Annotated in this window: 9 protein-coding genes; 1 reads left to right on the plus strand and 8 read right to left on the minus strand. The window is 43.0% G+C overall.

What is annotated here, in order from left to right; genetic code table 11:
- Positions 1-50: 50 nt before the first annotated feature.
- The 4 genes from AC0IWT_RS09930 to AC0IWT_RS09945 all read right to left on the minus strand — a co-directional run bounded on the left by AC0IWT_RS09930 (position 51) and on the right by AC0IWT_RS09945 (position 4,582).
- Positions 51-1,622, minus strand: coding sequence for a carboxylesterase/lipase family protein (locus AC0IWT_RS09930; protein ID WP_471797058.1), 1,572 nt, complete (start codon positions 1,620-1,622; stop codon positions 51-53).
- A 2-nt stretch (positions 1,623-1,624) separates the two neighbouring features.
- A complete protein-coding gene (locus AC0IWT_RS09935) occupies positions 1,625-3,034 on the minus strand; it encodes a glycoside hydrolase family 30 protein (protein WP_471797059.1) in 1,410 nt (469 codons plus the stop codon).
- Positions 3,035-3,083: 49 nt separating this feature from the next.
- Positions 3,084-3,266: a hypothetical protein gene (locus AC0IWT_RS09940; RefSeq protein ID WP_471797060.1), complete on the minus strand. Its 183-nt coding sequence runs from the start codon at positions 3,264-3,266 to the stop codon at positions 3,084-3,086.
- 122 nt (positions 3,267-3,388) lie between these two features.
- Positions 3,389-4,582, minus strand: coding sequence for an AGE family epimerase/isomerase (locus AC0IWT_RS09945; RefSeq protein ID WP_471797061.1), 1,194 nt, complete (start codon positions 4,580-4,582; stop codon positions 3,389-3,391).
- A gap of 301 nt (positions 4,583-4,883) precedes the next feature.
- Between AC0IWT_RS09945 and AC0IWT_RS09950 the strand changes: the two genes are divergently transcribed.
- Positions 4,884-5,759: an AraC family transcriptional regulator gene (locus AC0IWT_RS09950; protein ID WP_471797062.1), complete on the plus strand. Its 876-nt coding sequence runs from the start codon at positions 4,884-4,886 to the stop codon at positions 5,757-5,759.
- A gap of 1 nt (position 5,760) precedes the next feature.
- Here the strand turns inward: AC0IWT_RS09950 and AC0IWT_RS09955 are convergent, their stop codons facing one another.
- From AC0IWT_RS09955 to AC0IWT_RS09970, 4 genes are all read right to left on the minus strand, one after another.
- Entirely contained in the window at positions 5,761-6,906 is a 1,146-nt protein-coding gene (locus AC0IWT_RS09955; protein WP_471797063.1) for an esterase, read from the minus strand.
- A 10-nt stretch (positions 6,907-6,916) separates the two neighbouring features.
- On the minus strand, positions 6,917-7,948 hold the full coding sequence (locus AC0IWT_RS09960; RefSeq protein ID WP_471797064.1) for a glycoside hydrolase family 26 protein: 1,032 nt from the start codon (positions 7,946-7,948) through the stop codon (positions 6,917-6,919).
- 2 nt (positions 7,949-7,950) lie between these two features.
- Positions 7,951-9,639: a DUF5060 domain-containing protein gene (locus AC0IWT_RS09965; RefSeq protein ID WP_471797065.1), complete on the minus strand. Its 1,689-nt coding sequence runs from the start codon at positions 9,637-9,639 to the stop codon at positions 7,951-7,953.
- A gap of 149 nt (positions 9,640-9,788) precedes the next feature.
- Positions 9,789-13,205, minus strand: a complete 3,417-nt coding sequence (locus AC0IWT_RS09970; protein WP_471797066.1) for a ThuA domain-containing protein — start codon at positions 13,203-13,205, stop codon at positions 9,789-9,791.
- Positions 13,206-13,210: the final 5 nt, after the last annotated feature.

Below are 13,210 nucleotides of genomic sequence, written 5' to 3' on the forward strand. Positions count from 1 at the left end.
AGGATGGATTGCCACTTTATGAACAAATTAAAGGATTACAAAGAATTAAACTAAGGATTCAGTATTCCATCAAGCTGCATATACCTTTTGCTGTTCTTTTCAGGTATAGATTTGCTATCATTATCAATAATCATAACTTTTGGAATACTGCTTTGAAGGCCGAACCACCTTGGAAGATCGGCTCCATTGGGATTACCACTTTTTATAAAGTTTACCAGATAAGACTGAAAAACTTTTGAAGTTTCAAAATCTTCACTCTCCCATTTGTAACTTTTATTTAGTTTGAGATTGCCAAGGGCGTACTCAATATCCGAAGCATGTACCGCGCCCATGACGTCTGCATTGTGTGATCCCTGTCCGATAAAAGTTGGACGTTTTCTAGAGAACAAATATCGATAAACAGGATATCCGTTTGTTTTACTATGCACATCAATCCATTTCCATGTAGAATAGGAAATAAAGCGATCGCTGGCAAGGTCAGTTGCCAACTGTGCGACCTGTTCATCTGCGTTCGCTGGATAAAGTGCCAGTATTTCTTTCCTCTTTGAAGTAAAGAGCTTTTCAACTCCGGCCTTGTAATTTTCAACTGTAGGCTTCTGATTAGAGAGAACAGCATTCATACTTCGCTCTGCTGTGTTCCATCCAGCCAGCAGTGGCACATCCATCTGACGACCGTAGCTGTAGGTAATAAGGGGTTGTTCTACGAAAAAGTAACCATCTATTGTCAGGGGAAACCAGTAATCTTTCGAAAACTTTAACAGCTCTTTAGTCGGAATTTTTCGCAACTCATCGATGCTATTCGCTGCGCAAGCCTTTGCGAAATCCGCACCTATTTTTTCAGCATCTTCTAAGCGCACAGGTGGTTCGAATCCTAGCACTGACCCACTTTGTCCTATAGCCCCATGAAAAAGTCCCTTTGAAAGTGGTGAACACATCTGGGCAGAAACCGACATAGAACCCGCGGATTCCCCAGCAATGGTGATCTGAGCTGCATTTCCTCCAAAAGCTGTAATATTGCGCTGCACCCAGCGTAGCGCCTCATTCTGATCCTGCAATCCATAGTTACCAGAACTTCCCCGTTTACTTTCTTTGGACAGGCTAGCATGCGCTAAGAATCCAAAAACACTTAATCTATAATTTATAGTAATAAAAATAATTCCTTTGCTAGCCATGCTTTCTCCATCATACCTCGGCTCTGAACCGTCCCCACTTGAAAACCCTCCACCATGAAAATAGACCACTACTGGCAAGGACTTACCATCTTTTATCTGAGGTTTCCAGATATTTAGATACAGGCAATCTTCACTTTCTTCAGCGCTTCTAAAAATCATGTCATCATAAGTATTGCGCTGAGGCGACCGGGAACCAAAATCAACCGCGTTTTTTATTCCATTCCACTTCTTTTTAGGAACTGGTGAATGCCATCTGAGCGCACCAAGGGGCGGTTCTGCGTAAGGAATACCCTTGAATGCCAGCACAGAGCTGGACAAAACAGCGCCCCTGATTTTCCCGTCCTTAAGGCTGACCAAAGTTTCATCTTTTGCAATTTTAGACTGAGCGAAAGCGTGGCTCAGTGAAAATAAGATAAGCAGCAGCGTCGTATATTTTTTTGTTTCAATCATAATCACCAGATATGGGTCGTTGAAGACCCTTTATTTACAGTAAAAGAAAAAGAATGATTTCCCTCAACGACTTTGACCGTTTGTGGTTCAGTCGAATTGTTAGAAACGATAAGCACCCGTTTTCCCTCCGGGGTTAAAAAGGCCACATTGCTTACCTTTGTAGTGAGGCTGCTCTCAATTCTCGATGACCCAAAGGGAATAAATTTGGATGCATGCGCAATCACATAATAAGCAAGGTTCCGCTCGACTTTATCTCCATCTATGGTTACCGCTCCCTGGCATATTGAACAGCCGCCATTGTCTGTATGCGGGTTATATTTAGAATCCGCAGCAAGGTTCCAAAGAATCACATTTTTACTCCAGTTCCGTAAAGCACCGATGAGTATCCTTCCCACAGGATAAGCGGTATTAAAACCACCATCTTTGCTTACAGCCATCATTTCAGTAAAATATATATTTTTATCGGGGAAAGCATCATGTACTTTGCCCATTGCAGAGGTCTGACCGGCATACAAATGAAATCCTGAACCATCAATGTAGCTTGCTGCTTCCCGGTCTGCCAAGATTGAAATAGGATATTCCGGGGCATCGCAATTATGGTCGTACAGAACAATTTTAGTTTTTATATTTCCTCGTTTAAAGGCGGGCCCGAGATTATCGCGGATAAAACGAAGCGCTTCTTTGGCCAAAAACTGCATACTGGGTGTATTGCCATCATTGAATGGTTCGTTCTGAATGGTCACCGCGTCAATAGCAATTCCATGCTTTTTCATGGCCTGGATGTATTTCACAAAGTAACTGGCATAAGTGCTATAATACTTATCCATTAATCTGCCACCCTGAACATTCTGGTTTGACTTCATCCATACCGGGGCGGACCATGGAGAACCCATAATTTTTATTCGCGGGGATATCGCTAAAATTTCCTTTAAAACAGGCACCACATCATTTTCATCCTGCGATAAAGAAAAATGTTTTAGATCCCCATCAGTTTCCCCTGCTTTAAGATCATCGTAAGAAAAGACATATTCATTCAGATCAGATGCCCCGATACTCACCCGAAGATAACTAATCCCCACCTGCCCAGGCCCATTTCCAAAAAGTTCATTCAAAAGCTTCTTCCTTTGCGGAGCGGACATGCGAATGAGGTGTTGCGCACTGCCGCCTGTCAGCGCAAAACCAAACCCGTCAACAGCTTGATATTTTTTTTCGGCGTTGATGTTAATGATTTCTGCTTGCCCATTTCCTGCCTCAAGGTGGTTCATTTTTGATAAAAGCATCGTTTTATCATTGCTGGTTTCCCAACCTTGCGCCTTGAGTTGAGCCTGAAGCAAAAAGGGAGATGCATTGACTAACAAAATTAGAACGAGCGCGAGCTTAAACGCATTAATAGACTGGGGGTATCTGGGCATAAAAGGTATACTTGGTTTACACAAATTTAAGCCCCGGGTCATTCTTTTTTTAATAGGATTTTAACAATTTATAATGTTTTGAACCGATGGCCACCAGTTTGGCCAGCAAACCCCATTCCGCTGTAGTAATCATCAAAACGGTTATTCCTTTTGCAACCTTTTCAGTTTCGGGATTTTCAGGATAAGCTTTGACAATTAGTTCTCTCTTAAGGCCGAGCTTAGACTGATTCACTGGTTTATTACCTTTTAGCTATACCATAAGGTTAATGGCCTAACTAAACTATTCTCCCGCAAATGTGAATTTAACAATTAGCCTGATGCTGTTATTATTTTTCTCACCCGTCCTCATCAAATTTAAGCTACCTTTTGAAATCTATTAAGCAGCTCTAAACACGCCCTGCTATTATGGTATGGGCATTTCCATAATCCAGCTTTGTCTTCTCCAGCCATCAGACTGCCATCTACTTTTCTGCCCCAAAACCATTCGCCATTGATTTTGTCGATGATTTGAGTAGTGGTATAGGTCCAGATTTTATTAAAATGTTGAAGAAATCTTTCATCTTTAGAAATTTGGAACGCGTTATATAACCCGACCATCGCTTCGGCCTGTACCCACCAGTGTTTTTCTGCAATCAGGTGTCCGTTTGCCGGATTGAATTCATATACCATCCCATCTGTGTCAATACCCTCTATTGCTGCTGTACTGATTTCAAGAGCGAGCTTCTTAAAGGCCGCAATCAGCTCAACCTCCTTTATCGCTTCAGCGGCTTCAAGCAATAACCAGGAGGCTTCAGTATCGTGTCCATAGGAAATGGCCTCGGATCTGGTTTCCCAGTGTTCATTAAAAAACAGCCCTAAATGACCGTTAGCTTTTAAGATATGCCTGCGAAAAACCTCCAACAGCTGTATGATCTGATTTTTAAGACCTTCATCAGGCCACAAGGTATACAGCAAACTATAGGCCTCCAGAATATGCAGATGGGTATTCATTGTTTTTTTCTCATTTGCATCCTTATCACTTAGGCGCAAATCATCTAGCGGCGTCCAGTCTTTTGCGAACGCTTCAAAATACCCCTGTTCACTATTATCATAACTATGCTTTTCGATATCAGCGTATAAGGATTTAGCAAGAACTAAGGCGTTTTCATCATCGCTCGCCTTAAAATAGGCGGCCAATCCATAGATGGTAAAAGCAATGGCATAAATTTGTTTTTTATCATCTTTTGCGTTGCCCTTGAAGTCAACCGTCCAGTATACCCCGCCAAAAGTATAATCAATGAAGTGGCTTTTTATGTACAGGTAACTTCGCTCAGCAGTCGCCAGGTCCTCCCTGGACCGGGTCTTTAGATAGGCCGCAGAAAAGCTCCAGAGTATCCGGGCATTTAAAACCGAACCTTTATCGGCGCCAGAGATGACCTGTTCCATTTGATCAATCTGTCCGACAAATCCACCAAATTCATGGTCTATGCTTCGCTGTTTCCAGTAACGGAGTATGGCTTGCAATTCAATTTCAATTTCGCAAGCACTTGGAAGGGAGGTAGCAGGCATAGTCTGTAAATTAATTGGCTAAAACTAACTCGACTGAACCGTTAAAACTAATATTTTTTTAACATAAGCTGATACTAATACATTATGGTTATGGCACTAATACTATTCCAGCAAATTTTAATATTATTTTATCTATTTTAGTAAAGCCGGCGTCATAACATGGAAGACAAAGTTCACCCGAGCATGCTCAGAGCGCATATTCAGGCTTTCAACTGAATTTTTAAGGGTTTGGCAACATTCGACCAAACTATAACCATGTAGTGTTTTTTTAACTATCTTGCCATCTATAACCAAATAAAAGATGTCTAAAAATGTAATCAGGGAAATCACCCCTTTGACGCCAAACGACTGTTTTACCATATTTTCCAGAACCAAACAGGAATTTGATTTTCCACTGCATAACCACGAGGATATGGAGCTCAACTTAGTGCTGAACGCGGCCGGGGCTAAACGAATCGTGGGTGATCATATAGCTGAAATAGAGCAGCAGGAACTGGTGCTGGTAGGGTCGAATTTATCACATGGTTGGTTTACTCATAATTGCGTGAGTGAGGACATTAGGGAGGTCACCATTCAGTTCCACAAGGACTTTTTCGATGAAAAGTTTTTAAAACGCAATCAGCTTGCTTTCATCCGCAATATGTTTGAACAAAGTAAGCGCGGTGTTCTTTTTTCCAGGGAAACCATTGATCGCATTTCCCCACGCCTTTTGGCTTTGAGTAAGAAAAGTGGCTTTGACTCCATACTAGAACTACTGTCGATATTGCATGATCTCTCAATATCCAGGGATACCAAACTGCTTTCGGATTCCAGCTTCACTAAGGAAGATTATAACTACAACAGCAGAAGGATTGAAAAGGTATTCGAGTATATGAATAATAACTTCAACAGGCTTATCACCCTGTCAGAGGTAGCCAAGATCGCCAACATGCCAGAAGCGTCTTTCAGCCGGTTTATTAAAAAACGTACGGGCTATAATTTTATTGATTCGCTGAATGAAATCAGACTGGGGCATGTCAGCAGAATGCTTATTGACACAACCCAGTCTGTTGCTGAAATTGCCTTTATCTGCGGTTTTAATAACATGGCGAACTTTAACCGGACTTTTAAAAACAAAAAAGGCTGCACGCCAAAAGAGTTCCGTGAAAACTACGTAGGCAAGCGCGTATTTATCTAAACTAAAAGATTTTTTGCATAAAATTATGGAGCTGCTCGCGCCAGAATCTCCACTCATGTCCACCTGAGCTATCGTGAAATTCATGGTTGATTCCCTTTGTTTTTAGATCATAATCGAGCGCGAGATGTCCCTGGTACCTTGGATCCTCTTTACCGCAGGCGATGTAAAGCAGGCTAATTTCTTTGTTTAGCTGACCAGGATTAGCAAAGGCACCAGGCACCCGCTCATTGATATCAAATTTTGCATCACTCAATAAACCGGCACTAAATTCGCCAATGTAGCTGAATTTATCCGGGTTTTTCAACCCAATCAAGTATGCCTGTCCGCCACCCATGGAAAGTCCGGCGATGGCTCTGGATTTTTTATCCGCCCTGACACGATAATTTTTTTCTATGTATGGAATGACGTCCTTTAATAGCTCCTGTTCCAACTGCTCAACCCCTTTTTTGCTACTCCCTCCTGCCCAGCTGCCGTCAGTGAGTCCATTGGTCATTACGATTAGCATAGGTTTTGCTTTACTTTCGGCAATAAGGTTTTCTAGAATTACATCCGCTTTCCCAGCGCTCTGGGTCCAGCTGGTTTCATTGTCTCCTCCACCGTGTCGCAAATATAAAACAGGAAAAGTTTGCTTTGGATTATTCAGGTACTCTTCAGGCAGAAAAATACACATTCCCCTGGTTTTACTTAAAGCCGAAGACTCATATTTAATGGATTGCAACATACCATGTGGAACGTTTTGAAGCTCATCAAACCTTGCCCTATCACCAGGTACTTCCACAATACTCCCGTAGAGCTCAGTTCCGGACTTTACAACCGGGTTTTTAGGATCAAGGACCTGATTTCCATCTACAGAAAACAGATAGGAATAAATCCCCGGTTTTTGCGGAGCAATTTTAATTTCCCAATTTCCTGCAGTGTCTTTTTGCATCCCCATGGGCTTAATGTCCCATTCACCAAAAAGCAATTTGACTGATTTTGCAGATTTCGCTTTAAACCTGAAAACGATGCTTTTGTCATTTGCCACTACCGGAGAATATGGCGGAGATGCAGGCCCCCACCATCCCTGAACGCTGTAGGTATTAACTGGTTTTTGCGCCAGGACTGAATAAGAAATTAGGCTTAAAAGAAGGAACAGAATTTTTTTCATCGTATGTATTTTACCAGCCATTCATCTCATCCAACGTGATGATGTTTTTAGCTTTCATTAAAGAGTTTAATTGAACAGGCGTGTTATGAGAGAACACTAATTCTGACCATCCCATAAAAAAGGTCCATTTTGGTTGCCTGGCCATCATCTGGGCGGTAGGAAATAGCTGACACTCGCCAATGGCGATGGGTTTTTTGCCGCCGGCTTTTACCATGATATCGTACTTCTGTTGACTGAAGCCTGTTTTATCATCATAAATATCCAGCGCAGCAACATCCCAGTACGCTTCGCCAGGATTATAATCTACTGCATCTTTTTCCAAGGTTTTAAAATCCTGTATGTCCCATACCCAAATCAGGTTATCCAGCTTTTTGATTTTGCTTAAGTAGTCATGGGTCAGCTGGTAGAGTTTTCTCGTGCCCGCTGGACCAGGCCTGCCGCCCCACCAGAAAATGCCCTGATTCATTTCATGCAAAGGTCGGAATAGCACTTCCACATTTTTCTCTTTGAGTTGGCTTAGATATAAGGCGATTTCATCCATCATTGACTTCCACCGGGCATTTATCAGGGTTCCATCGGTCAAAAGCTCCTCCCATTGCTGATCACTCAATTTACTCAACACCCCTTGCTTATCCCAAGCGCAGGGCTGCTCCAGCGCAGGATTACAGGCATGCCACATGATATTGACAATGCTTCCTTTTTTCCACTGCTCAGCAGCTTCATTTATCATCGTTTGTCTGTTTTCAATATTTTCAGACTGGAATAGAAAATCCCCGCTCCAAAGTCCAGGGTATTTTCCAGTCGTGTTGAATACTTCCTGCGTCCATTTTTTGGGCGCTGCATTTGGCTCGCGGTTATGGATGCCCGAAATGGTGTATTTTCCCGATACCGAGTAAAGGTAATTCAGTGATTTAAACCGGGTAGGTCCTTTATTTGTTTCTACAGCTTTATTCTTTTTATGCTGAGCGGGAATTTGCGCGAAAGCGAAATTGCTAAAGGCAATCAGCATCACTAAAATTAAACAGTATCTGCTATTTTTCATGTTTAAGGCTTCTTTAAAATGTAAACAAAATCTGTGTTGGGGGCAAGCTCCAAATTATTGATGTCCAGGTTATTGCCACTAGATGAAATTTGGAGATCTGAATCAAAACGCAGGGTTTCGCAGTTATATTTTATAAGCCTATAATTTGATTTGGTAACAGGCAAACTAATATTGGTTTTCTGGATTTCAGGTTTCGGATTATACAGGTAAACAAAGATATCAGCGCCGCATTTTACGCTAAACACTTCAATACCCGTGTTGGTGCTCTTCACCCTCAGGCTATCAAAACTTCCTTTGCCGGATTTCATCATTTCCTCCTGAATGCGGCGAACGTTAGCAATATATTTATCGGTGCCACGGTTATCAAAATACTCCCACCACCAGGAAAGCGGCAAAACGGGGGTTGGCGAAAAAAGGCCATACCACAATCCACGCTTAAAATCTGAATCCATGCCATCAGCGAAATCATCGAAGTTTTTAGACCAGTCATATTCATAGCCATATTCACCAATCACGTACGGTTTACCATAGGTTTTAGTATAGCTTCTAATGGTGGTAGGTAGGGCACGGTTGTTCTTGTAGATGTGTTTTTGGTTAAAATCTATGGCGTCTATGGAATTTAGTCCTTTTAAATCGCGGTGAGAAATGCTGGTGGTCACCAGGTGTTTAAAGGGATCCGTTTGTTTGAGGTAATCCGCCATTTCCTGGTGCCATTGTACAATATGTTCAGCTGGGATTGGATTGTTTTTATCCCTGAACTGAACATTGTCAATTTCGTTGAAAAACTCCCAGGCCCCTATTGCGCTGCTATAGCCCCAGCGGGCAATAATAAACCTCAGGCGGTTGCGGTATTCCGCTTTAGCTTTCGCATCTGTAAAAAAGCCCGCAGCGGAAACCCCATAACGTCCGTTTTTAGCATCGTGAGATCCTGGACCTAAAGTGAGCATAATATACAGGCCCAGTGAATCAGATAAATTAACCATTCTGTCCATTTTCTGTATCGCGCTTGGGTTAAAATATGCCGAGGAATTGCTGTATCGCCTGTTATTTATGCCACTTTTCCAGTCCAGGGGCAAATTCCATGAACAAATCCAGGTACGAAAGTAATTGCCGCCGTGTTTAGCCAGCGAGGGTAGCATGTACTCATAGTTATACTTGGGGTCCTCATGAAGGGTTTTAAAGTATTTTGAATCATCGTCATCTCTTGATTCCCAACAAATATTTTCTCCTATCCCCCTGAAAGCATCGCCATTATCGAACCGGAATGTCCAGTCATTGCCCTTATGCAGAATGCCTTTAAGCTTAGAGGATGTTACCTTCAATAAGGCGGGTTTGCTCAAGGATACTGCCTTGCCGTTTTTCCTTAAAGCGAAATTATAACGGTAGCTTCCATTCTCCTGGGCGCTGAAGCGTGCCTTCCAAAGCGATCGTTTTCCGGATTGACCAGATTCATAGTAACATGGCAGGTTAATTTTTTTACCAGTGGGAGAAGTAAGCTGCATGTCAAGGGCCAGCTCCTCCTGTAAATATGGATTATCGAAATCTGCCTGCAATTCAATAGTCCATTCTGCTTTTTCATAAGTTTTCACGACCGGACTTGTTGGAGTTGCCTTTATAATACGATTTTGCGCCTGAACAGAAAAACTCATTAAAATAACAAGGCCAAAACAAAAAGAGATATGTTTTTTCATAGGTTCTAATCCGGAACACCCCGGATATTGGATTTGGTTAGCATTAGTGTTAGATTCAAATCTACAAGCCTGAATAGATAAAGCGTTAATAGTATTTTAACAAAACACTGTACTCAAATTCTCCTCACATTAATGATACAAAAAAAGGATCATCTTCCAAAAGTTATGGTGCCAAGTTTTATAATCCCTTTATATGGACTTTGTTTGCGCCTGATGATAAAGTACAAGTCATGTCTGCCGTTGACTGTCGAATTGATTTGACTCTCGATATCAGCATATTTGTCAAACGAGCCGGTTGAGTGGTAGCGGATTTTTGCAATTAACGGCCCTGCACGCGAATCCCGCCTGACCTCGATTTCCCCATCCAAGGTGGAGGCATAATTAAAAGTGAATTTTTTGATGCCATTAAGGTCGGTCTGTTTTAACAAAATATAGCCCTTGTTATCTCCTTCCGAGAGGCTATTACGGAAGCGCTCAAAACCCACATGCGCATCAGCGAGCGCAGGCTGAATAACCGGGCTTCTTAAGAAAAATTCTTCGGTGCTGGAAAGTGGGCCAATAGGCTTTCTTCCGCCATCGGTATAGCTTACCTGAAACAGGTATCCCCCTTCAGGCTCTTCTTTAATTGAACTTAACTTAAGTGATCCGGTTTGGGCAAGTGCAACGGGGTGGGCCGTTTTCTCCTGCGGCATGGAGAAGATATAGGTTACGATTTCTTTTGCATCGCTGGAGGAAAGTTGCGGGTGGGCGCTCATCACGCTTGTTTGCCCCCAGCTTCCGCCACCCCCTTTGATAATTTTTTCCGTAAGTTTTTCTATCGAGCCGTTTTGGGAACTGTAACGGGCAGCGATATCAAAATAACTCGGCCCAATGGCCTTAGCATTTGCCAGATGGCAGGATTTACAATCGCTGGCTGCCAGTAGCGCTTTACCTGAATACCTGGGCTGCTCGGATTGATTTTTTTGACCTGCGGAAAGGTAGGTATAAAAGGCCTTCAACCGGTTAGGTGCAATTTTTAAATCTTCCTTATCACTCGCCTGGATAGAATAAGTAAAGGGTTTATCGGGCCAAAAGAATGATTTGTTGTCAGCGCTGGCAATAGAGACCACCGGCGGAGCATTACCGACCTTTACAATTAAAGTGTCTTTAGCGCTGGCACCGCTTTTGTCACGCACCGTTAGAATGACCTTAAAAGTACCTGACTTTTTAAATATATATACCGGGTTAATTTTTTTAGACGCGACAATTTGGCCCTCAAATTGCCACTGGTAGCTGAGCTGCTCATCGTCATCTAAATCATAGCTTTTTTGCCCGCGGAAGTTTACCAGTAGTGGCGCTTTACCCGCAATGCTTCGATCTGCTGGGAAATTTTTTCGCTCGGAAGTTAAAAATACCGTTTCATCCAACCCCTGATGTTCTTTTTCATTTACTATTTCTGCTTTGGCAACAGGCGCTCGGTTTCCTGTGTTATATTCTATTTTCACCAGCGAAGCATCCGCGTTCGCGGCTCCGTATACCGAACCATATTCCAGCATATAAAGTATACCATCGATGGAAAAAGCCATATCAATGGGCCTTTTGAAATTTCCGTTAGCGGCCATGAAAGCCTCATTTCGCACATAGTTTTCTTTTTCATCAAAACTCAATGCAAATATCCAGTTACGCATCCAGTCGGCAATAAAAAATTTGCCGTCATAATACTTGGGAAAGCGGTTTAACGAGCCCTTTTGCGGATAGCTATAGAAAGTCCCGCCGATGATGCATCTGCCTCCAAGCCCAAGTTCTGGGAATTCCTTGGAAGCAAGATATGGGTACCAAATCATCGCAGGCCTGGCCGGCGGCAGTTGGCTTAATCCGGTATTATTTGGGGAATGGTTAACTGGTTTCTCGGGATCAAATTTTTCCCGCGCTGTTTTTTTTGCAAAGTCCCAATGCGTATAAGACTGATTATCGCCAGCAAAATAGGGCCATCCGTAATTGCCTGCAGACTTCGCCTGATTCACCTCATCAAAGCCCATTGGCCCCCTGTTGCTTGCTTCCCCGGCATCTGGACCAATGTCGCCCCAATAAAGGGTCGAGGATCTTGGATTCAGAGCAATCCGGTAAGGGTTTCTGGCGCCCATGACGTAAATTTCCGGCTTTGTTTTTGGTGTCCCTGGCTTGAATAAATTTCCTTCCGGAATGCTGTAGGTTCCATCAGCCTGGGGATGGATGCGAAGAATTTTTCCCTTCAGATCATTGGTATTCCCAGCGCTGCGTTGAGCATCTCCGCTAAAATAAACTTCACCCGGCCGCTCATCTAGCGGAGCGTAACCTTCAGAAGAAAAAGGGCTGCTGCTATCACCCGTTGAAAGGTACAAATTTCCCTGAGTATCGAATGCGAGCGAGCCGCCATGGTGGGAGCCGCTGTTTTTCTGAACCGGAACACGCAGTAGTATTTTTTCACTCGATAAGTCTAAGACATTGGTTTTTGACATGCTAAACCTGGATAGATTGAAATAAAAAGGTTCCTGGATCTGGCCTGCTGGCGCATAATAAAGATAAAGAAAGTTGTTTTTGTCAAACTCTGGATCGAGCGTTATGCCAATGAGCCCGGTGCCCCCTACATTGGTAGTTGCTAATTTTTCAATCAGGGTGTTTTTATATGTTTTGCTATCATAGACATATAAGTTGCCGAAAAGTTCAGTGTAGAATATCCGACCATCGGCACTAACAGCGAGCTCCATCGGGGAATTTAGGTTGGTAGAAAGGATAGTCTTGGTAAAGCGGTTTTGTTCCGGTATTGGTTTGGCATAGGCTTTCGTATAGTCTAGCTCAGCCCCATTTCCAAGCGCATACTCAATGCCGCCAGCAAGCTGATTTAGGAATAAAGGTTCTGAGTAACTTTCTTGGGTATGCCCCAGGCCAGTGTAAAACGCGCGTCCCCCATCATATTCATGATACCAGATGATAGGGTGTCCGGTGCCGTTTGTACCGCCATCGTAACTATCCTCATCCAGACTGGCCAGCACTTTTATGCCGGGATAGAAAGATTTATAGTTATACCACTCATCGCTCCTTGTCCAGCTTTCCGGCAAACTGCTGCTTGCAGGATGGTGTTTATCGCTGACCTGAATAGAAGCCTCCCGCACGTTTGGATTATGCGGATGGGAATCAAAGTAAGCGCCGATCAATTGTCCATACCAGCTCCAATCATATTCGGTATCTGCCGCGGAGTGAATGCCTACATAGCCACCACCGGCCTGAATGTAACGCTCGAAGGCCGTTTGCTGTTCCGCGTTCAGAACGTTACCAGTTGTCGAGTTAAAAATTACAGCGTTGTAAGCAGAGAGCTTTTGCTCGTTAAAATAAGCTGCGTTCGTTGTGGTATCTACGCTGTAGCCTTTTTGTTCTGCTATCTTTGTTATTGCTGCAATTGCTGATGGAATCGAGCTGTGATGCCAGCCAGACGTTTTGGAAAAAATCAATAAGGCTGGTTTTGGCTTTGGCACCTGGAAATCCTCAGCAAAAAAAAGTAGTAGAGTTAATACAAGCGTAAAAGATTTTATTTGTAGTGAGTAGTTCATCGTTG

The sequence above is a fragment of the Pedobacter sp. AC464 genome, from assembly GCF_979253075.1.